The 23,217-nt window shown below is 38.9% G+C and carries 16 protein-coding genes; 7 read left to right on the top strand and 9 right to left on the bottom strand.

The annotated features are described in order from the left end of the window. The first annotated feature begins 293 nt into the window (after positions 1-293). Positions 294-3,347 carry an EAL domain-containing protein gene (locus tag BCU68_RS08160; RefSeq protein WP_102564291.1) on the top strand — a complete coding sequence of 1,018 codons (3,054 nt, stop codon included), beginning with the start codon at positions 294-296 and terminating at the stop codon, positions 3,345-3,347. 92 nt (positions 3,348-3,439) lie between these two features. Here the strand turns inward: BCU68_RS08160 and BCU68_RS08155 are convergent, their stop codons facing one another. Further along, positions 3,440-3,958 (bottom strand): lipocalin family protein, encoded by a 519-nt coding sequence (locus BCU68_RS08155; protein WP_102564290.1) that lies wholly within the window; start codon positions 3,956-3,958, stop codon positions 3,440-3,442. Between the two features lie 238 nt (positions 3,959-4,196). Between BCU68_RS08155 and BCU68_RS08150 the strand changes: the two genes are divergently transcribed. Continuing rightward, positions 4,197-5,408, top strand: a complete 1,212-nt coding sequence (locus tag BCU68_RS08150; protein WP_102564289.1) for a threonine/serine exporter family protein — start codon at positions 4,197-4,199, stop codon at positions 5,406-5,408. Between the two features lie 76 nt (positions 5,409-5,484). On the opposite strand, the gene BCU68_RS08145 is transcribed toward BCU68_RS08150, so the two are convergent. The 6 genes from BCU68_RS08145 to BCU68_RS08120 form a co-directional block, all read right to left on the bottom strand. Continuing rightward, a complete protein-coding gene (locus BCU68_RS08145; RefSeq protein WP_102564288.1) occupies positions 5,485-7,125 on the bottom strand; it encodes an amidohydrolase family protein in 1,641 nt (546 codons plus the stop codon). A 61-nt stretch (positions 7,126-7,186) separates the two neighbouring features. Further along, entirely contained in the window at positions 7,187-8,167 is a 981-nt protein-coding gene (locus BCU68_RS08140) for a GTP-binding protein (RefSeq protein ID WP_102564287.1), read from the bottom strand. A 93-nt stretch (positions 8,168-8,260) separates the two neighbouring features. Then, positions 8,261-9,919, bottom strand: a complete 1,659-nt coding sequence (locus BCU68_RS08135; RefSeq protein WP_102564286.1) for an amidohydrolase family protein — start codon at positions 9,917-9,919, stop codon at positions 8,261-8,263. A gap of 148 nt (positions 9,920-10,067) precedes the next feature. Next, positions 10,068-11,237 (bottom strand): BamA/TamA family outer membrane protein, encoded by a 1,170-nt coding sequence (locus BCU68_RS08130; protein WP_102564285.1) that lies wholly within the window; start codon positions 11,235-11,237, stop codon positions 10,068-10,070. A 324-nt stretch (positions 11,238-11,561) separates the two neighbouring features. Next, entirely contained in the window at positions 11,562-12,470 is a 909-nt protein-coding gene (locus BCU68_RS08125; RefSeq protein WP_102564351.1) for a LysR family transcriptional regulator, read from the bottom strand. 88 nt (positions 12,471-12,558) lie between these two features. Then, complete coding sequence (locus BCU68_RS08120; protein ID WP_102564284.1) at positions 12,559-13,743, bottom strand: patatin-like phospholipase family protein; 1,185 nt, start codon at positions 13,741-13,743, stop codon at positions 12,559-12,561. 265 nt (positions 13,744-14,008) lie between these two features. Between BCU68_RS08120 and BCU68_RS08115 the strand changes: the two genes are divergently transcribed. Next, positions 14,009-14,413 carry a glycine zipper family protein gene (locus BCU68_RS08115; protein WP_102564283.1) on the top strand — a complete coding sequence of 135 codons (405 nt, stop codon included), beginning with the start codon at positions 14,009-14,011 and terminating at the stop codon, positions 14,411-14,413. 68 nt (positions 14,414-14,481) lie between these two features. On the opposite strand, the gene BCU68_RS08110 is transcribed toward BCU68_RS08115, so the two are convergent. After that, the gene (locus BCU68_RS08110; protein ID WP_102564282.1) at positions 14,482-15,222 is read right to left on the bottom strand and encodes a hypothetical protein; all 741 of its coding nucleotides are present in this window, start codon (positions 15,220-15,222) and stop codon (positions 14,482-14,484) included. A gap of 512 nt (positions 15,223-15,734) precedes the next feature. Between BCU68_RS08110 and BCU68_RS08105 the strand changes: the two genes are divergently transcribed. From BCU68_RS08105 to BCU68_RS08090, 4 genes are all read left to right on the top strand, one after another. After that, positions 15,735-16,907: a DcaP family trimeric outer membrane transporter gene (locus tag BCU68_RS08105; protein ID WP_241901308.1), complete on the top strand. Its 1,173-nt coding sequence runs from the start codon at positions 15,735-15,737 to the stop codon at positions 16,905-16,907. A gap of 101 nt (positions 16,908-17,008) precedes the next feature. Beyond that, the gene (locus BCU68_RS08100; RefSeq protein WP_157935186.1) at positions 17,009-18,034 is read left to right on the top strand and encodes a helix-turn-helix domain-containing protein; all 1,026 of its coding nucleotides are present in this window, start codon (positions 17,009-17,011) and stop codon (positions 18,032-18,034) included. 119 nt (positions 18,035-18,153) lie between these two features. Next, on the top strand, positions 18,154-18,357 hold the full coding sequence (locus tag BCU68_RS08095) for a DUF1656 domain-containing protein (RefSeq protein WP_102564280.1): 204 nt from the start codon (positions 18,154-18,156) through the stop codon (positions 18,355-18,357). 295 nt (positions 18,358-18,652) lie between these two features. Then, positions 18,653-20,332: a hypothetical protein gene (locus tag BCU68_RS08090; protein ID WP_102564279.1), complete on the top strand. Its 1,680-nt coding sequence runs from the start codon at positions 18,653-18,655 to the stop codon at positions 20,330-20,332. Positions 20,333-20,433: 101 nt separating this feature from the next. Here the strand turns inward: BCU68_RS08090 and BCU68_RS08085 are convergent. Further along, on the bottom strand, positions 20,434-23,217 hold a 2,784-nt coding region (locus tag BCU68_RS08085), incomplete at its 5' end, for a tandem-95 repeat protein (protein ID WP_133126137.1).

Raw genomic sequence — 23,217 nt, 5'->3', positions numbered from 1 at the left:
TCTTTCGTTATTGTGATATAGCAGCATACCTTCTCGCTCAAAATGTTATATCGCTTACAATTCTACTTTTTTTGCGCTTCAAAAACGCAATATTGTTTCCATTTATTAGCAATGGTGTTTAGTCTATTTATTCTGATGCAGAAAACTATAACAATTGCACAGAAAGACAATACGTTAAATTAAGGTCGTCCTCCCCTGTTCGAAAAATGGCATGGTTTATATGCTAGGGGTGATTACATCTATTTTTCGTGCAGTGCGGATGTAATCTATATACTTATAAGATAGAAAATAAAATGCACTCAAACATAACGTCATCAAATAACCTTACGATAGGTGTAGTTCTTCCCCAGCTAAGTGGCTTTTATATGGGAGAAATAACTGCATGTCTACGCCGGCTAGCTCAGCAGCATCACTTTAATTTAGTGCTCATTCGGACGGGTGCTTCAACAAACTTTAACCTACCTTTAGCCTTAGAGAAACTTGATGGCTTAATCACTGTTTTGCACTCAGCTTCGTTTCAGTTGGTCGAACAAGCGATTGAAAAAAACATTGCTGTTGTTTCCATGGGGGGGAGCTACTACCCTCTTGCTGTTGAGCAAGTAGAAAGCGACCAATGTGACGGTGTAACCAAAGCAGTTCAACTTTTTATAGAACAAGGGCTCACTAAAATTGGCTTTTGTGGTAACCTTGGTGTTAATGATATTCGTATTCGCTTTAAAAGCTATGTAGAAAAATTAAAAGAACACAATATTACTTTTTCACCTGATTGGCTTTTTAATGTCACCGAATCAACGCTTCCTGGGGGACGTCAAGCCGCACGAATGTTCCATGAAAAAAGATCCGACTGTGAAGCGATTGTCTGCGCGACAGATTACAACGCTGTTGGTCTCATTGAACAACTTCAATCTTTAGGCACTCAAATACCTAAAGATGTTGCAATTGCCAGCATCGATAATACCTATCTAGGCAGTCGATTAAAACCTTCTCTCACCTCAGTAGACCAAAATTTAGAGCTTGTTACTGAAAAAGCTGTAACCCAAATCTTAGACCAAATTAACGGTGGAAATGTATTAAAAGAAACAACGTTAGTTCCTCAGCAACTAAAAATTCGTCAGTCTTGTGGTAGCCCAGTTTCTATGCAGCACAAAACCGAAGTTTCTATTCTAAGGCAGCTCGTTGATAAAGAGTCGCTAAATACAACAGAAAAAATTAACGAATCTTTTTTAGATTTAGCTCAAAATGGTTTTAAATCAATTCAAAACTTACCTAGTATTTTTGGATCATCACATTATTGGGCTTGTTCGGCAGAGTGGAATTCTCAGCACTCCTCGATATTATCAATCAGAGATTTTTGTGTTCGAGGTGAAATTGATCGCCAATTGAACGAAAACAATTTCGTCAACTGCCATGTAAAACGCTACCCACCTGAACAGCTTTTTAATTACTCTCTGCCTGATCATTACATTATTACCCTCGTCCCAATTTCAACTGATAATAAAATTCATTGGACAATCATGGCGGTTGTAGACGACCTTGATAAAGACTATTCATTATCTGGTTATAGTATGTTTAATAACTATTTAGATATGCTGTCTTTATTTATTGAGCGTGACTCTTTGATAGAATCAGTGAAAAGTAGGGAGAAAAAATCTCAAGAACTTGCTCATCAACTTGGTGTTGTTGCTAAAACTTCAAATGATGGTATTTGGGATTGGGATCTGCAAACTAATAACGTTCATTGGAATCCACGTTTATTAGAGATGATCGGATTTAAAAGCGTCATTGCACAACAGCAAAATCAGCATATGGGATTTTGTGAACGCATCCACCCTGATGACTTATCTATCGTTGAACGCAAACTTCAATTGCACTTCGAGCACGATATTCCTTTTAAGCTGCATTATCGTATTCAAGCTTCAGATAATACCTATTTATGGGTCGATGCAAGTGGTGAAGCTGTTCGTAATAACAAAGGGCAACCGGTGCGTTTTATTGGTTCAATGACTGATATTACCGAACAAAAGCGTTCCGCAGAAAAAATTGAAGCCATGGCATATTATGATACGTTAACTGGCATTCCAAATAGACAAATGATGACTGACACAATGAGCCATCATATTAATAATAATTCAGAAACATCTCAGGTCGTTATGCTTATGGATCTCGATCGATTTAAGTTTGTGAATGATACTTTTGGTCATGACGTCGGTGATGCTCTACTACAGCATGTTGCATCATCAATAAAAGAAGCCGTGCGTGATGACGATTTCATTTCTCGATTTGGCGGTGATGAATTCGTCTGCTTTTGTAATATTGATAACGAAGAAGATGCTCTTATTTTAGGTCAGCGTATATTACAATCTATCGAGAAACCGTTTATCCATCAGAATATTGAATTATCAACTCATGGCAGTATTGGTATTGCATTCTATCCAAAGGATGCTCAAACATCTGATGGGTTGTTGAAAAAAGCAGATATTGCCATGTATAAAGCAAAACAAACACGTAATACACACGTCATGCTTTATAATCCAACCATGGATGCTGATGTTAAATTTCAGATGACACTCGAACAACAACTAAAGCAAGCCTTAGATAAGGACGAGCTTGAAGTGCATTTTCAGCCTAAATTTAATCCCCACACTAACGAAATTTATGGGTTTGAAAGTTTAGCGCGCTGGCACTCACCGGTACTTGGTCATGTTAGCCCTGCACAATTTATCCCGGTTGCCGAGGAAAGTAGCCTTATTTGTAAACTAGGGGCACAAATTGCACGTAAATCAGTCAGGCAGCAAGTCGAGTGGCACAAAAAGCATCCTCACCAACCACCTTTAAAACTATCAATTAATATTAGCCCTGGTCAACTTATGCGATCGAATTTTGCGCATGAATTTATCAATATTATCCGTTCTGAAGGCGGTGATCCTAACAATATTATCGTTGAAATCACTGAATCAGCAGCGATTGCCAATCTTGAAAATAGTCGAATAATGCTTAACGAATTGGCTAGTGTTGGTATCAAGATAGCTTTAGATGACTTTGGTACAGGTTACTCTTCTTTATCATTATTACAGCAACTACCCCTTGATATCGTAAAGATTGATCGTTCTTTTATTGCGGATATACACAACCAGAAATCGAGTAGAGATATTGTCAACGCCATTGTAATGCTGTGCCATTCATTTTCTTATGAAACCGTTGCCGAGGGTGTTGAGACAAAAGAAGAGCTTAATTTAGTTAAAGATATTGGCTGTGATTTAATCCAAGGATTTATTTACAGCCCTGCTCTCAAGGCGCAAGATTTTGAAAAGTACTATTTTTCACCTACTGCTGAACCTTGCCTATAAAATCCCACCGAGAGTCCGAGGAGATAACACAGGGTTAGCAAATATAATTAATGCTAACCCTGTTAAGCGTAACGTTTAGAAATATTATTGTACTACTCTGACTGTTCGACCAATATTATATTTTCGACATCAAAACCACGCTCTCGAGACATCGCCATAAACTTATCGATCACTTCTTGTTCAACAACCGGTGTTCGCGCTAGTAACCATAAATAATCAAGATTAGGTCCTGATACAAATGCGTATTGGTAATCTTGTTTATCTAATTCAAAGACAATATATGAGCCATAGAACGGACCAAAGAATGATACTTTAAGATAGCCTTGATTCTGTGCATCAACAAAGTAAGCTTTCCCTTCAGCTTCCTGCCATTCATTACTTTCTGCTGAAAAACCTCGATTTATCACTTGAACGCCACCATCTTCTTTCAGTTGATACTGAGCAGAGACCTGACTAAGTCCTCTTTCAAAAGAATGATCTAAACGGGCGATTTCATACCATGAGCCTAAGTATCGATTTAATTCAAAATCACTCACTGGCGTAACCGTAGTTGGCATCCCTAAGCAACCGTTAAGGAGTAACGCGGTAAATATCAATATTATTTTTTTCATCGGTTCATCCTTGAATATAATGATCTGAGATTAGCACTGTAGTTGTAACATAGTGATGCATTCATGGCTATAATTTACAGCACTAACCTATACATAGATTTTATCTATAAAAATACCACCAAACAATTCATCATGAATATCTATCTGGTTGGTTATTGTATATAAAAATTTTATTACTTGTGATTTATATGTATCATTAGTTGGTGCCTATGCCATCATCTCTTTTCAAAGGATAACTATGAACCAAGAAACCACTATCCAACCTGCTTATGATGATATCCTGCTATATTCAGACAGATTACATAAATCGGGATGTGCACCATATTCTGTTGCCAAATATACAAAAGAGTATGCCAAACAAAAAAACATTGAGATCTCTATCGATGTAACACCAACAAAAATTGTCACTATTTTTGAGCAGCCCACTCAAAAGGTAGTCATGCAAACCAAAACACCGCCCTCGGTTAACTTACGCACACTCGTTCATACCATCAAAAATGGCTCGGAAAAAAGTGACTCACCTAACTTGCAAGGCTATTCAAATGGAGTGATGTGTTTAGCCAATGTATTATTACCACCCTGCTACTTAATGTTGGTTGGGAGTACTTATTTTGCCGTTGGGGTTTCCATTATACTTGGCTTTATTGCGTGGCTGACACAAGTTCTATTTACTGGTAAGCGTGCCATTTTAACCGAATTCTTTGTTGCGTTTATTTCCAGCTTTTTCGTTGGCTTATTAGCATTATATATCCCTCACATACCGATATTGGCATTGTGTATATCATCAATTGTTTTGTTCATTCCAGGGTTAACCGTAACCAATGCCCTTGCCAGTTTCGCCTTAAATGACTTTCGCTCTGGGATCGAGTTATTGGCTCAAAGTAGCCTTATTGTCATGAAGATATTCATTGGCATTGTTTTAGGGTTAAGCCTATCGAGTTTGGCGGGCGAAAATATTGCAGAACCTTTTATTAATCAAATACCGCTTGCGTTACATATTTTGGCGCTTATCGGAATTTCAGTCGCTATAGGTTTGATTTTTAATGCAAGTTTAACCGATATTCTAATTGGGTTACCTGTCGCTGCTATCGGTATGTGGGGACCACATTGGTTTACAAGTGACTGGGTTGTTGGTACGTGGATTAGTACTATTCTCATTACTGTATATGGATTGTTAGCCGGAAAACTGCGTCAAGTTCCGCCTCTAATCTACATCATTCAAGGTATTATTATTTTAGTGCCAGGCAGTCGTATTGTGGTAGGGGCGAGTGAATCCTTTTTTGCTACTGCTATTCTACCTATACCCAATATTGGTCTATCGGCATTATTGATGTTTTGTGCAATTTTTGCTGGTCAAATTCTTGTTTACTCATTATTTAGTGCACAATTTTTTGCAACAAATAATGCCCACGCAACAAGCTTGTCTGCTGATCATAATCTGCGTAAATAAATTCAATTTGACGCTACAAAAAAAGCACACTGAAAACCAATTCAGTGTGCTTTATAAGTATTAAATATGACTTAAATTATTTTTGTAGGTTACGGATTGGTTGACCTGGCATTGCTGCTAAGTCCAACTCACCATCTTCAATGATAGTCTGACCGTTAACTAATACATGCTGCATACCTACAGAAAGCAGGTTTGGTGCAGTAAATGTTGCCATATCTTTGAATTCATTAAGGTTGAAGATTGCAATATCAGCATCTTTACCTACTTGAATACGACCTTTATTACGCATTTGTGGTACTGCGTCTTCGATAATACGACATGCATTTAGACTGGTACGCTCCATTGCCTCAACTAAAGAGATACTCTTGTAATCAAGAACGTACTTGTTGATAAAGCGAGCGAAACAACCAATTGAACGTGGGTGAGCAAATGCATCAGCAGGTAATGGCCATACATCACCTTCAATTAAAGCACCTTTTGCATCCATCCACGGCATAGCATCTGAAGCAATCGCAGCACCTGGGAATAGTACTGAACGCTTCATCATGCGTAAATCTTCTTGGTAATCATCTGGCTTTAGGAAGTGAATAACAACGATTTCACCTGGGTTAGTTTCACGCAGTTCATCGATCTTATTCTGCGTCATTGGCTTGCCGTTTGCTTCCATGTAGCTTGCATCTGGCACACCAAAACGCTCAGTCCAATCTGGACCATTAAATAGTGCCGCACCTACCGCTGTTGAACCTGCACCGTATGGGTAAGCTTCAGTCGTAATCGGTAAACCTTTATCTATTGCTTCTTGTACTAAATCAGCACAGTCATCAATATCACGAACTGAAGTACTGTTTAGGTGACAAATGTGCATGTGTGCACCCGTTGTCGCCGCTAAGCTGATCAACTCTTGGTAAGCTTCAAAACTTGAGTTTGGCTCACTACCATTTGCATAACGTACGTGCGTGTAAGTTGGTAGATCATAGCGTTTAGCCAGTTTAGCCAGTTCGTAGTACTCTTTGTGACCGTAGCCAGGAGCGTAACCCGCATTAACACCAATACCAAGACCACCTTCTTTCAGGCCTTGCTCAACATCTTTAAGGATGCTATCTAGTTCAGCGTCTGTTGCGATATCCTTCTGCCAATTTGTTTTTGTAAACGCTTTTTGGAACCAAGTGATGGTGCCGTCTGCAGGTGGCATATCGCTTTCTTTTGCCATAACACGAGCAAAAGTCCACGCAACGGATGCACCGTAGTTAATTGGGCGACCTTCAGAAGCGGTATCATCATAGAACTTACCAATTGGTAATAGACCTGATTCCATTTCTAATGCAGTAGTTACACCATCGAACGCTTGCGCTCGTGCTGCTGGGAGTTGTTGACCATGAGCATGCATATCAACAAAGCCAGGTGCAACAATTAAACCAGTCGCATCAATAACCTTTTTACCTTCTAACTTTTCAGTAGAGATTGCTGCAATACGCTTGCCTTTCAAACCAACGTTACGGACAGCATCTAGGCCAGTTTCTGGGTCAACAACACGACCATTGTTGATAACAACATCAAATGGGCCTTTTTCATTTGGCATTAATAGAGGCTTTGATTCTAGTTTATCAGCTTCAGCGTATACTACAGAAGCAAGTGGTAATGCTGCAGCACCTAGCGCTAATTTTTTCATTGAACTACGTTTACTAACATCAATGTCATTTTTCATAGAGTCAGACATAAAATACCTTGTTATTTTTATTTATATAAATGAGAGACCAAAACAACGAATATTTCGGTAATTAAGCAACCAATGCATCTAGCTTGGCTTTCATCGCCACTTGATCAAGACCGCCTTTTGGCCCAATGAAGACAAGTCGAGTCGCTCGATTCTCATCTTCTTGCCACGCATCACCAACAGTGACATTGGCACGTTGACCTGTACATTGGAAAATACAACGATGATCAGGGCGATCGATCAGATTTAAAATACCTTTCATTCGATATGCATCAATAGAGAATTGTTGTAATAACGGATATAAGGCTTGTAGTGATAAAGGTTTCTCTGTTTCAAAACTGAACGTTTCAAAATTGTGGTTAACATGGTCATGATCACAATGCTCATCATTACAATCATGATGATGACAACCATGCGCTTCTGTTTTTTCTAACTGAGCCACTCTTTCTGGCACATCAAACAGAATTGGTAAATCAACATTGGCGTATTCAATTTCAACTAACTTGGCAAAAGGAGCCTGAGTTCTGCACCACTGTTTTACTTCGTTGAGTTTATCACTATCAACTAAATCAACTTTATTAACCAAAACAATATCAGCAACGTGAATTTGTTGCAGTGCAAGATCTGCCATTGGACCTTCAAGACCTAAGATATTTTCAGCATCAATCGTTGTAACAATAGCATTTAGCGGCGCATGAACTTGTAATTCTGGGTCTTCGAAATTTTGAGCGACTTCTTTTGGTTCAGCAATGCCTGATGTTTCAACAATAATATGATCAGGTCTTTCTTCTAATGCTAATAAACGCATTACTGAAACCACAAGGCCTTCAGCAAGGTTACAACAGATACAGCCATTTTCTAAGCTGATCATATTTTCACTTTCAGATTTAACAAGTTCAGCATCAACATTAATTGAACCAAAATCGTTAACGATCACAGCCATGCGCATTCCATTTGCATTGGTTAGAATATGATTTAATAGCGTTGTTTTTCCTGCGCCCAAAAAGCCAGCTAAAATAGTGACAGGAATTGGCTTATTACTCATAGCATGCTCTCTTACTTTATCAGTGTGTTTTTATTCAAAAATTTCTCACAAAAAAGGCTAGAAAATACCTAGCCTTTTATCGTTGTTAATTGATTATGCTGTTACATCACGACGAATTGCTTGACCAGCCATTACATCTAAATGTAGCTCTTCATTTTCAATCACTGGCTTACCATTTACGATAAGGTGCTTAATACCAGTAGAAAGTGCATTTGGTTTATCAAATGTTGCAATGTCTTTCACTTCATCTAATTTAAAGATAGCTAAATCAGCATCTTTACCTACTTGCACACGGCCCTTGTTTTGCATTTGTGGGATGGCATCTTCAAGAATACGACAAGCGTTTAAACTTGTACGTTCCATCGCTTCAACTAAGTTTACTGCTTTGTATTCATTAACGTATTTGTGAATGAAGCGAGTAAACGTTGCAATTGAACGTGGGTGAGCAAATGCATCAGCAGGAAGTGGCCACACTGAACCTTCAATAAGTGCACCAGTTTTGTCCATCCAAGGCATTGCATCTGAAGCAATAGCAGCACCAGGGAATAGTACAGAACGATCCATCTTACGACGGTCTTCTTTATTCTCATCTGGTTTTAAGAAGTGCATAACAACGACAGAACCTGGAGCAGTTTCTTGTAGTTCAGTAATTTTCTCTTGGTTAAGCGCTTTACCGTTCATTTCCATGTAGCTTGCACTTGGCACACCCCAGCGCTCTACCCAATCTGAACCACGGAATACTTCTGCACCAACAACTGAAGAACCTGCACCGTATGGGTAAGCTTCTGTTGTAATTGGTAGGTCTTTATCAATTGCCGATTGAATCAGATCCGCACAATCATCGATATCTTGCACAGAAGTACTGTTCAAGTGACAGATGTGCATGTGTGCACCTGTTGTAGCAGAAAGGCTGATAAGCTCTTGATAAGCTTCAAAGCTTGATTTTGGTTCAGCACTGTTTAGGTAACGGATGTGCGTGTAAGTTGGTACTTCGAAGCTTTTCGCTAGCTTAGCAAGTTCATAGTACTCTTTGTGACCGTAACCTGGTGCATAACCACCATTGATGCCAATACCTAAGCCACCTTCTTTAAGGCCCTGCTCTACGTAGCCAAGTAGCTCTTTTAATTCATCTTTTGTTGCAATTGTGTTTTGCCAATTACTCTTAGCGAAGGCTTGTTGGAACCAAGTGATCGTGCCATCAGCGGGTGGCATCGTACTCTCTTTCGCCATAATACGTGCGTAAGTCCAAGCAACCGATGCGCCGTAGTTGATAGGACGACCTTCTGCTGCAGTAAGATCGTAGAACTTGCTGATTGGTAGCAAGCCAGATTCCATTTCTAATGCCGTAGTCACACCATCAAATGCTTGTGCACGAGCAGCTGGTAGTTGCTGACCGTGAGCGTGCATATCAATGAAACCAGGTGCAATGACTAAACCAGTGGCATCAATAACTTTTGCACCTTGTAGCTTTTGCTCAGAAATAGCGGCAATACGGTTACCTTTGATACCTACGTTACGAACAGCATCTAGCTTTGTTTCTGGATCGATAACACGACCATTTTCAATAACGACGTCAAATGGACCTTTTTCATTTGGCATTAACTTGATGTTTTGACCAACAAGCTTCTCAGGAGCCGCATGTAATACAGAAGCAAAAGGAATCGCTGCAGCACCTACTGCTAATTTTGTTAGTGTTGAACGCTTTGAAGTATCAACGACTTCATTTGTGTTGATTTCTAAATCTTTATTCATTTTTATAACCTTAGAAACATTAAAATAAATTATACATTTATCAAGTATAGCCAACAAATTTACAGGCTTGACAGGTCATTTACTGCCAATATGAAATTATCAGTAACGATATGAATTTATAGACATTACATATAAAGTGAATAGCCAGTTACAAACCACTACCAACAGTGATATAAAAAGCACTATCGTCATCACTAAAAGCTACATCTACACCCATATGAATACCATAACGACGTGCTATCTGATAACGAAAACCAACACCATAAGCATCAACACTTTCATCATTATCTTGAGCGAATTTTTTATCTTCAATTGCACGACCTATTCCATAAAATGCAGATACGGTCCAGCGGTTGTCAATTGCATACATAATTTGTGATTGAATAGTTTGTATTTCATCACCTTGATAACGATATGAAGCAACGCCTCGAAGATCCACATAAGGTTGTACTGTTGGTGGTAGAATAAACTGATCTGAATTAAATAATTGGTAATTACCAGCTAAGGCCAGTGTCCATTTATCATTTAATGGAATATAACCCTCACCATTAATATTTAAATTGTGATAATTCCAATCGCTGCCTATTTTTTCATCATAAATCATATACTCGGCAGTAATAGCATAGCCGTTAGTTGGAAAAAATAGATTATTACGAGTGTCATAATCTGCAGTAATACCTAAACCTGAAGTGATTGAATCCTCACCAAGAAGTAAAGTCAAAACTTTATCGATATATTTATTATCAGAGCCAACAGATGATTGAGCTAAAATTTGTTTAACACCGAGCATCAATGGCATATCAGCAATTCGAAATTGTAAATGTTGGAATAAGACTGCCCCAGAAGTGTTTGTTTGAAATTTTAGAGGGGTTTCTATCAAACTAATATCTTGATAAATATCTAAGTTAGCTTCACCTGCACCAAGACCACCCGTATAACGAATTGAATCTTTCAACCATGAATGCCTGTGGCCTGCGAACGCAAACCAAGTACCATTTTCTGTACCTGCTGCACCGACTAACGTAATTGCCGCGGGCATTAACTGTGCTCCACCATCCAAAGAATGCATTGCAAGCTCTTTACGGGCATTCTTTTCTTCTTCACTTTCATGTAAAAATAAACCGACTACACCTCCACCAACGCCAACAGCGGGTTCGGTTATTAATATAGGAATAGGCAGAAATCCATAGGCGTTCTCAGCAAGGTGCTCCCCTAAATCGAACTGATTATCAATAGGATCAAAAAATGAGGCTGCTGCTGGCAAAGCCAAAACTGAGGTTAACAATAAGGATAGATGAGATAGTGTATACTTATGCATATTTTGCCTACATGAAGGAAAGTAGATTTACAATATCGTAATAAAGAACGCTTTATGCTCTGCACTATTTGAATAGCATTCACACCTTCTTTAAGCGATAACCTTGGCATGAAGTTTAGTTGATTTAAAAAAATTATCGAACTCACATACGATGGATGAAACCCTACAAGCAATTTAAACCCGCTTTATTGCCGAAGAGAGTATTCCAGTTGATTTGTTCATATAACAAAAGGTTTCGATATACAAGAAGAGCGCAGAATAGCTTTGGAAGGAGGATAGTAAAAAGGAGCACTCTGTGTACTCCTTATTGACACTATATAAGAATTATTCTTGTAGCTTTTTAAAGCGTTCGATATAATTTTTTAATGCAATTAGTATCGATTGTTTTACCACTGATATTTGTTTTGAGTGAGGACACCATAGAGCGATAGCAAATTTAAAGCCATCTTTTAGTTCATCCCCTTTAATGACCTGAATATTCTCAATATTATACTCTGACTCAGATAGTATTTTCGGCAACATAGCCCACCCAAGTCCCTCTTGCACCATACGGATAATTAAAGCAAGTTGATCGATTTCTTCATGTTCCGCAGAGACTAAAATTTTATCTTTTATTCCTTCGTCAACTAACGAACGAAGTACAAACTGTCGGCTATTACGTAAACCTCTTAGCGCTTGGCTAGAAGATAGTTTTGACAGCTCACTACCCTTTTGCACAAAAGGAACAAACTCAATATGCCCAAGTAGCGAGGCATCAAAACTATGTATCGCTGAACTTTCATGAATATTAACCAAGCCAAAGTGAATTTCACCACTTTGAAGACCTTTTTTGATCTCCGATTTAGTACGTACCAAAAAGTTAACTCTCATTGTTGGAAAGTCCTTGGCTAACTGGGAACGGATATCAGATAAAATCCTGTGTGGTAAAATACTCGAATAAGCAATGGTGACATTTTCCATACCGCCATAAGATAAACTCAATGCTACCTTATCAAACACACGAGCTTGTTCTAAAGCTTGTTTGGCATAGTGATAAAGTAAATGACCATCTTCCGTTGCCTCAACTGAGCGACCAATACGCTCAAATAGCTTTACTGCAAGCTGATCTTCTAAATTCGTGATCACTTGCCCTATTGTCGTACGATGCTTATTAAGTTTAACCGCAGCTTTACTAAACGAAAGCTGTTCATAAACCGAAACAAAGGCTAAAAGTTGCTCTAAACTAAAGTTCATAATGTGCTTCATCATATAGAATGTTAATTATTTAATAACATACCATCACACATCATTTATGTACATCAAACTGAGTCGAATTAAGCTGTTATGGTACTTCTGTTTGCCATAGATCGCCTTGAACAGCCTTATTATATCCATAATGATATAATGCTTTCATATACTCTAGATCAAACATATCATTGGTGACTTTTGGAGCCTCAAAGCTGTCTTCTATAAAAGTAAATGAGAGGTCTAGGTTATTTAATTCACTTATGTACATCATCCTATATAGATCTCCTTTCGCCTGTTGAACGGTTAAGCTCGATAAACTGCGACTAAGTAGCTTTATTCCTTTATCAGGCACTGATTGATAAGGTACTTTCAAGAAGCCATTTCGGATAACATGGACTTGCGGCGCAACAGACAAACCCAACGCTTGATTTAGTTCATGATAATTTATTTGTCCTGGGTTAAAGAACATTTGCATCACAATACCACCATCAACATGCAACTCTTCATATTGCTCATCTAAATAGTTCACATTAATAAACTGGGGAGGGAAAACACCAGGAATAGAGGAGCTTGCTGCTAATATTTGATGAATCAGTTCAGCTTTATTTGGCATATCACTTTCTGCTATACGACCGATATTCCAAACAACAAGCTCTTCTGAATCAAAATGTGTTGTACCTATAAATAAACGTCGCCCTGCTTTATGCTCTAGTGCAATTTTGTCTATTAAAGCGGGTGTATAGACCTTTTCAATGAAGTCGAGCATACTTTCACCATCAGTAAAAGCATCTTTTAGCAGTGTGTTTAAAAAATTTCGTTTTCCTAATACTAACTTATCATTTAAGCTCAGCATCACCTCTTTCAGGTAATCTATATTCTCATCGCCTGCGAATACAAAAGGTGCGATTAAAGATCCTGCACTAATACCTGTTACTATTGAATAGTTAGCCAATTGACCACTATCACGCAAGCCTTTAATAACCCCAGCACCATAAGCACCATTTGCACCGCCACCTGATAGCGCTAAAATTCTCAGACGATCACCTTTAATTTTCAGCGGTGTGGTCACCTCATCTTTATTCAATAGAAAATCAACCGGTTCATCAAACCAAAAACGCACTGGTTCACCATTTGCGACTTTACCTTCCGAAGAGATGGAAACTGACTTGTAGTTATCTTCCGTCACTCTCTTTTCTAGCGTATGGGGCGAACTACAAGCGGTAAGAAAAAGGCTTAAAGCTAACCATATGGGTAAAAATTTGTTTTGATTTATTTCCATTATTATTCTCTTTCAAATTCACCTGATAATACTGTAGGCAAAGCATGTAATTAGTTCAACTGATTGATTTATTTAATTCTACAAGTTTAACTTTTAATGGGTGAATCATAAATGATGGATCAAACCCTTCCTATTTTGAGCACCTCCCGCATCAAGGTACGCAAACAGAAAAAGATTTGAAGGATTGAATCAAACATACATGATATTAGTAATAGCAAATAGGACGCTATATTTACACTCTCATTGAATTATAGATAGAGTCCATATGAATAACTTCAAGCTGTTAAATATAATGTGTCTATTGCTTCTACCCTTACAAGTCTATGCTAATGTTATTGTCGATACTAAGGGAGTTGACACTGAAAAGTATCATGCTGATATGTATGAATGTGAACAAATTTCTCACCAAGTTAATGCAGAAGGTACTGATTCTTTTGCTCATGACGCCTTAGGTTCAACAGCTAAAGGGGCTGCATTAGGAGCAGCTGGTGGAGCAATTTCTGGTGGAAGTGGATCTAAAGGCGCAAAGATCGGTGCAGGTATTGGTTTGATTGGTGGTGCTTTAAAACATAGTGCTGAAAAAAAGCAAGTTGAACAAAATTATAGTTATCAGCAGCAAAATGTTATGCATAACTGCATGGTTGGGCGAGGTTACAGAGTTCTAAACTGACATAAATACAAAGCTTAATATAATCTTTCTTATTGAACGATGATATTAGGCTTTGTCCGGTTTTTTTATTAATTAAACTCGTAGCGGTAATTCACGCTCAGTTTCTCTTCTCCACCGTAAATAGAGCTATCTGATGCAACACCAAAGATATTAAACGAGTTGTGCTTATTAATACGATAGCTCGCACCAATGCCCGCCCAATAAACTGACATATCTTTTGAGCCTTGTGTTGTGCCTAAAAATGCCATCGTTGTCCAGTGCTCATTCCAAGGTTTAAATGCAAAAGCACCTAAATACACAGCATGGTTGCTCATTTCGTTGAATTCGTTGGTTTGCGCCGTAAACTCTAAAGGCTCAATAGTCGCCACTGGTGAAACATAATCATAATTCTTAATTTCACCTTTATTATAACTATAGCCACCCGTGATAAATGGCTGCCAACCACCTGGAGTGAAATCAAAATAGCTTAGTGGAATGAATGAACCTAAGTTATATGATGTATTGTGAGAGTCATCATCGTAGGTTGTTTTTCTGAAGTTGAAATTTAAGATGCCTGCATCAAATAGCCATGAACCACCTAAACTCCACTCTGATGCATCTTGGTTAATTGTCGCGTTAACCATACGCGCATCATCAAGACCTAATGAGCCTGAAATTGTTGCTTTTTCATTAGAGTACCCCACACCAACTTTAGTGATGATTTTTGTTGGATCTTCTGGGTTCTTTTCATCTTGGTCTGCTGAAATAGCAACACCAGATACCATAGCTAAGCTAATAACTAATGGATATAAACGCATATTTTGTGACATGAAACTACCTAATTAAACGGGGATGTGAAGGTAAATAAAAAATGCAAACCAACACCAAAAAAAGTTCGCGCAACATACCCCTTGTCCTAAGCAAAAAACAGGTCATTTAGCGCCAGCGGTCTAAGTTGTATCCGCTTTTGCGATATCAGGCGATATATATGTCAAAATATCATTCACATGTTTAACGTTATTATCGATTGTAAATGGCTATTAATAGCTAAATTATCAATAAGCATCACACTCCCCATCAAGTGTCACCAAATGACCTATCCCAGATCCCTTGATATACGTAATCTTCGCTGCAACTTAAATCGAAATCTTAGAGTTTAAAAATGGAAAACAACGTTTCCCTTCTCTAGATATCGAGCTTACAGCTTGTAATAGTGCTCATGTTGCTACCATTACCAAGCAATAAGTTTTAGCTAACGAGCAATTAGATTACACAACATATCGTTTGATAGTGATTAATATCTCATTCCGTTTTTATTCCCCCTTTTTGATGTAAACATTTTATGACTGATAAAAACATGACAATAACAAAGATTGCACTGGCAACTTCAGCGCTATTGCTTTCGACTCCTGCTCTTTCTGCTGGTGAAATGGAGTATAATTTTGGTGGCTCAATCAACACTGTACTTCTTCTTGACAGTAATATCTCTGGTGCAGGCGTAAACATCCCAGCGAATACACTATACGGCAAGAGTACCCACGGTGATAACAAGTTAGATGTTACTCTGTCTCAAGTAAGTGCTGGTGTTAAACGCTCTATGCACGATGGTTCAACGCTTTCTGCTCGTTATGTTATGGACTTCAATGCATCAAACAACTCAAACGTAAGCCCAAGAGTACGTGAGGCTTACTTACGCTGGGACAACGGCGTAGGTCAAGTTACTGCGGGTCAAACTTGGTCGACATTGATGGATTTACGCAACCTTCCACCTTCAGTGACTGAAGCAACCTTCAGTGGCGTTGCTTTTATGCGTCAACCATTGGTTCGTTGGACACAATCTTTTGACACGTTCAAATACCATCTTGCCTTGGAAGATGGCAGCAATGCTGATATTAGCTATAGCTACGACCCTGAAGATAAAGAAAATATTGATAATATTGACCGCAATAAATCAACTATTGATCTAATCGGTGCTATTGATTGGGATTTCTCTGATCAAGGTCATGTGTATCTATCTGGCTTACTTGCTGAGAAGACCATGCACTATAACGATAAAGAGGAAGATACTTTCGGTTATGCTGTACAAGCGTCTGCTGTCTACAATTTGACACCAGGCCATAAGTTCTCAATTATTGGCTTCCAAGGTAAAGGTGTTGATCGTTACATTCTTGGTACACAAGACACTGGCGCAACTTGGAATGATACAGAGAAGAAGCTTGAACTTCGTAAAACTAAAGGGGCCATGGCGGCGTATACTCGCACTTGGTCACCAAGTGTTTTATCTGTATTCGGCGTTGGCTCAGCATCAACCGATCCGTTGGAGTTCCAAGAGTCTTCAGAAGCATCAGACAAAGACACATTTACTTACACTCAATATGCGGTCGCAAACGTATTATGGGACGCGTATGAGAATGTAACACTTGGTTTAGAGTATAATTACTCATATTATGAGCGTTTGTCTGGTAAAGACCGAGAAAACCACCGTGTCAGTATGGGTGTTAACTGGAAGTTTTAGCGGTATAATCTAAATTAAATAAAGTGCCAAGGTGGCAACGATAAATTATCGTCATTCATGGAATGAAAGCATATATTAGCAAAATATATGGAGTCATAATCATGTTAAGTTGTTCTACAGAATCGATAGTACCAAATATAGGTCAAATTGTTGGTCGTACACAAAAAAACTCTGACCTTGCTATCAGCACTTATAACAATTTAGCTCCTTTCATCCAATATTTTGAACACAAAGGTTGGGACTGGCAAACTATTGCGACTGAATGCGAACTGCCAAGCCTAACCTCTGATTCTACTCATCGCTTAGTATCCGAAAGCCTGATGCTATTCATTAGTAAAATGGCGAAGCTGTATGATAGTAATTTAGGCTTTAACGTGGCAAGTCACGTAACAGTCAATGACTTACCTCAGTGCATATCAACCAACATTAAAAATAGCCATGATTTGAATACTTTTATCAACGGTTTACTCCCTGCTGTGAAAATGCTGAGTAATCACGTCAGTGCTTGGGTGGAATACATCGATGGTCGTTACTTTATTTGTCATAAAGGCTATTTTTCACCAAGTACCTCTGGACAAATGCATGTTGAGCAATATCGAACTATCAGCCTAATACGCATGCTACAATCTTATATCGGTGATAATTGGAAGCCTGATATAATTTGGATGAATAACAACAGTACAGATAAAAGTAAGGCGTTTGAGCTTTTCTTTCCTGAACCAGATATTATTCAAGGTAATAAAAGCTTTGGTGCAATTAGCCTCCCTGAAGGTTTTTTCTATCAAAGTGCTCTACCACAAACTGAAATGCCAAGCTGGAATTTGGAAAAGGTCATTGCAAGTTATGCCCTACTGCCACAATTTACAATTCGCTGGTTTGCTAACTTAGTTAATATGAGTCCAAGAACAATACAACGAATACTTGATAAACAGAGTACTAAGTTTATTGATATTAGAGATAAAGTTAGGCGTGAGCATGCTATTTATCTTTTGACAACTCAGATTAATAAGACGATTGAAGATATAGCCTTTGCTTGTGGCTACAATGATGTAGCTAATTTTAACCGAGCCTTCAAACGTTGGGAAAGCATGACAGCCGCACAATATCGTGATCGTGCGACTCATTAATGAAAGTTTAGAAGTATAAACCTCGTTTATGATGGGTATGATCCTACATAAACGAGGATATATTTATTACCTTACGGTATAAGCTAACTATCCTTGTCACCTCTTTTTACGAGTTAAGCATGCCCCAAGAAATTGTTTTTGGTGAAATCTATTTATCACCTTTGCTTATTGTTTTAACTCTCGCTTACTTATCAACGTATAGCGTGAGCCATATTATGATAAAGCTAGGGCTTTATAAGTATATCGCTGCTCCTGCTATAGCCGAACTCAGCCTTCTAGTGATATTTTCATCAATCATTGCCCAATTTATTCTCGTCATATAAACACTGTTTATAAAACTTACAGATCATCTCTTGATTCACTCACAAACTAGCGCAATCCGTTATTGGTTAGGGCTAATTTGATAAGTGAGGATAAGATCCGTCATAAGCGATTCACTTAACCTAGTGACTTCTCGTTATAGTAGTCATATCAAGCGTATAACAGCATAATGTGAATTGATTTTAGCTCACACATAAGTACTTCACATACTGATATCTTCCTACAGTTGCACAAGGTATGGCAGCTGAAAAAACATCGCTGAAGACTCAAAGGACGAATTTTCAGTGGGATACTAAAATGGCAATAATGCAAAATTTAAAATCGTTCTCTTTCAAGTATTCAATAATCATCATTGCGACAAGTACTTTATTTAACTTTTCAAACAATGTTATTGCTAATGACGATATAAGCACCTCTGATGAAATAATCAACAATGGTCAAGTTATATTCCAATACTATGGTATTGCTGATGATTTACCTAAATTAGGCTTAAGCTCTCTCAGCCAAGGTGATCACCTTGTTGAACATATTACTCGCAGTATTCGTATCGGCGATGACGTTCGAGACTCAGAAGCTTTTTTAATTCAGAGTACGGATGCTAAAGGTAACATCGATTTACGTATTAAATACAACCCTGAGAAACTTGCTAAGGGTGAAGATGTTATTGCCGAAATAGAAAAAAACACTCGTACTGAGTACCGTTTACGTGACTATGCACAAAGCTATGATCCTTCATCTGTATCGGCTAAAGATCTTGATGATAATAGTGCTGTCATATCATTCAATTATTCAAAGTATGGATTACCGCAGGATATTGCGTACTTTCGCTTCATGAATGCCGAGATTACAATTAAGAATAATATCCCGGTCGGTATGGTTATCTCCAACTCAAAACCATTTTACTATGATAACTATAAAATTAATTCATACCGACAAGATGTCACTTTCCAAACACTTAAAAATGGTCAAGTGATTATTGAAAATAAACAAGTGGTTGTTAGCGGTATAAGTAATAATAAAAAACAACAACCGCTAAATTTAGCATTGAATATTAAGCCTATTGCTTACTATGGCGATGAAACTGGAGTAACAGTGCTGGACGAGGAGTTACTATCAGTAGTATCCGATCCTCGCATTAGAGAAGAAAGCGTTAAACTTGATCGTATATTCCCACTGATGGGTGATATTGTTCGCCGTAAGGGTATTGATATTCCACTGCCTTATGGTATTTCTGTTGCATACCGTAACCAAGATATGAACCTAGGCTTTACGGATTTAAACGTTATGGATCTCGACCTAAATGACATTTTTGATCCAGAAGAGTCTTTTGCTACGGTAAAAGCAGAAAGTTTATCACTTCGTGGCGATCTCTATATTTTACCATTTTGGAATGTCTACGGAATCCTAGGTAAAGTAAATATTGATGCCAATGTTAACGGAAAATACACAGGTGCTATTGGCGAAGAAATAAAAAATCAATTAAACAATAGAGTCCCTGGTTTAGGTAATGCTTTTTGTAATGAGTTATCGGCACTATGTAACCCTGGCAGAGTGAATTTACCACTACATTTAGAATATGATGTGCTTGGTGCTGGAACGACATTATCTGTTGGCTACCGTGAATTTTTTGCCTCACTCAATGGCACCTACTCAATGACTCGTTTGAAAGGAAGTGATACCTGGGGCGATGGCATTTTAACGGTACAACCAATGATCGGTTATCAACTTGTCGATTATAGAACACAGGTGTTTGTTGGTGCTGAATATCAGGGCTTGAAACCTTACATGTCTGGAAAGTTAGATGGCATTGAAATTGGTGGTGAGACCTTTACTTATAATGTCGGTGTTGACCTTAATAAGTGGGCTTACATGGTTGGTGTTAATAAACAATTAGGCAAGCATTACAACCTGACTGCCTTGTATAATAAAGGTGAGTCTAGAAACTCAGTAACATTAAGCCTAGGTTATCGCTTCTAAACTTGATACATAGAAAAGCTCCAGTGTTAACTTTCGACCTGAAAGAAAAACACTGGAGCTTTTTGGTTGGTATTACCTAGGTAACAATCTACTCAGTTTATTTAAAATGAGTTTTGGTCTAGATCCGTGCCTAGGTCATTACCTCCTTGTGTATCATTATCGAAGCTACCTGAGTCATCAGTGAAGTCAACGCCTGCATCTTCGCCTCCAGATGTTGTCCAGTCACCACCACTACTATCGCTCGCTGCCATATCAGGTTGTTGATCTGAACCACTAGATGCTTGCATCGCGTATTGGTCGTCAACTTCAACCTCAACAGAAGCACTTGCTCCATCGACTGAAGTACCTAACTCGTCATAACCTTGGAATTGAATATCACTTGTACCTTGGTAGCCCTCAGGAAGTTCTACGCTAACAGATTGGTTAAGGTCGCCACTTATCGTGTAACTACCATCACTTCCTTCAAGCGCACCACTTACTGTTGAACCTTCTGGTAACCCACTCATTTCAACATGGTCGACAGAGTCATTACCGCTGACCTCATCTGGAATCGCAATTGAAATTGTATCACCAGGTGCTGCAGTAACATCAGCATCGTTAGCTTCTTCACTCTCGTCAGCAACAACACTATCGTCAGTAACAACGGCTTCAGGTTGCACACTCGCTTCAGTCGTAGCTTCATCTGTTTGTTGAGCAGCGGCGGCTTCAGGTGTCGCAGCAGTATCGACATTAATGGTTGTACTGTGATCTTCAACAGTACCATTATCATTAACGGAGACATTAAGCGGTAACTCACCAGTAAAGTCATCATTAGGCCAGAATGTCCACTCACCATCACCAGACTCTGCGAAGAAGCCAACACCACTTTCATCATTAACATCTAGCACTTCTGCTGATGGGCTTAAACCAAGCTCATCTAAGATCTGTGCCTCTTGGATAACAAATGAACCATCGTCAGAAATAGCGTAATCGTTACTTATCTCACTACTTCCATCAATATTAACATTGAAGAAACTTTCAATTTGATTTTCACCATCACTCGCTATGAAGCCAACTTGAACATCTCCGGTATACCCTTCTGCTGGTGTAAATTGGTAATTACCTTGATTATCCATCTCGATAATACCTTCGCCTTCCATCAAACTTACTGATTGGATAGAAAGAGAATCACCCTCGGCATCACTTAGGTTTGCCAACATATCACTATCGGTAAACTCTAATGTTGCTCCAGCTTCAATATCGGTTGTGATAATAGATTCAACTTCCGGTGCTTCATTTTCAACCGGTCCTGATTCATTAACAACGACACCCGTTTGCTCGTCATGAAGTACACCATCTTTATCAATGACATAAGCAATATCAACTTCGCCAGTAAAGCCTTCTGCTGGTGTAAAGGTCCATGTTCCATCACCATTATCGACCATCTCACCTTGGCTTCTATCAGCTAAGTGTACAAACTTAACTTCATCACCTGCATCGACATCAACATTTTCAGCTAGTGCCATCAGATCATCGGCCGTCAGGATAATTGCATCACCGGCTGTCATTTCAAAGTCACCAGACACAACACCGTCATCAAGTTCCTCTGGCTCATCACCATAGTCAACAGTTGTTGCTGTTACCGTCACATCAAACTCACCATGGAAATCTTGTGGAGGTGTCATTTGTAAATCTGATACATCCCACTCGGTAATATCAATATATTGCCCTGGCTCTGTAATCATAACGGTATTAACACCATCCGAAACCTCAAAGCCAACAGGGAAACCAGTCATGACTAAGTTACTCAATGTTTCAGAGTCATCCACCATGCCCACATTCAAGCCCATATGCCCTGTGGTATCTTCACCAAAGACAAGCGGACCATCATGATCGGTACTGATTACGGCACCATCAGCAACAGGTCTTACATATACCGGTATATCAAGCGCGGTTTCAAATTCTCCATCACTTACGATAACTTGTAGATCTGCAACCCCTGCAAAATCTCCTGTCGGTGTAAAGGTCCAAGTACCATCACCATTGTCAGTAACTTCGCCACCGTCTTCCCCCTCTGGTGTAATGATACGAGACACAACTAAGTTGTCGGTATCGATATCACCAAATAGGTTCATCAGGTCGCCCGCATCAAAGGTGAATGCACCATCCTCATCCGTGGCCATTAATGCATTACCAGTATTAAATGGTGCATCATTAACAGGAATCACATCGACGTTCAGTGAACCATCAACACTATCCACACCATCCGTTACCGTGTAACCTAGCTCAACAATACCGTTGAAATCTTGCGAGGTAACTAAGTGGTACATACCATCAGGTTGTTGAGTTAATGTCGCATTAGCCGGTGCTTTGACTGTAATGTCTTCTAATGTAACCTCATCACCATCTAAGTCAGTTATTTGATCAGTAATAAAGGCTGGGTCTATCACCATTAACTGATCTTCTTCGCCTAGCATTTCTATCGTCGGAGCATCTGGTGCATCGTTAACCGCTGCAATATCAAGATTACCGTTGACTGTCGTTACTAGGTCACCGTCACTTACACCAAACTCCATCGGTACATCACCGTTGAAGTTTTCGACTGGAGTAAAGGCCCAAGTACCATCGCCATTATCTACTAGGTCACCAAACTGCTCATCAATAACAAGATCAACGGCTGATAAATCTTCATCAGCGTTATCTATATCCGTTGCTTGTTCTAGCAACATTTGCTGAGTAATAAGGACTGTTGTATCTTCAACACCACCAATCTCAATAGGATTCGACTGCGGTGCATCATTGACTGGGTTAACCGTTAGGTCCGCCTCAGCTTGCACCACGTTGTTGCCATCGGAGATATCAAAGTTGATATCAATGTCACCATTGAAATCCGCATCCGGAACAAT

Origin of the sequence: Vibrio sp. 10N.286.49.B3, assembly GCF_002873395.1 — a bacterium.
Lineage (GTDB): Bacteria > Pseudomonadota > Gammaproteobacteria > Enterobacterales > Vibrionaceae > Vibrio.
This window is presented reverse-complemented; position numbering and strand designations above follow the sequence as displayed.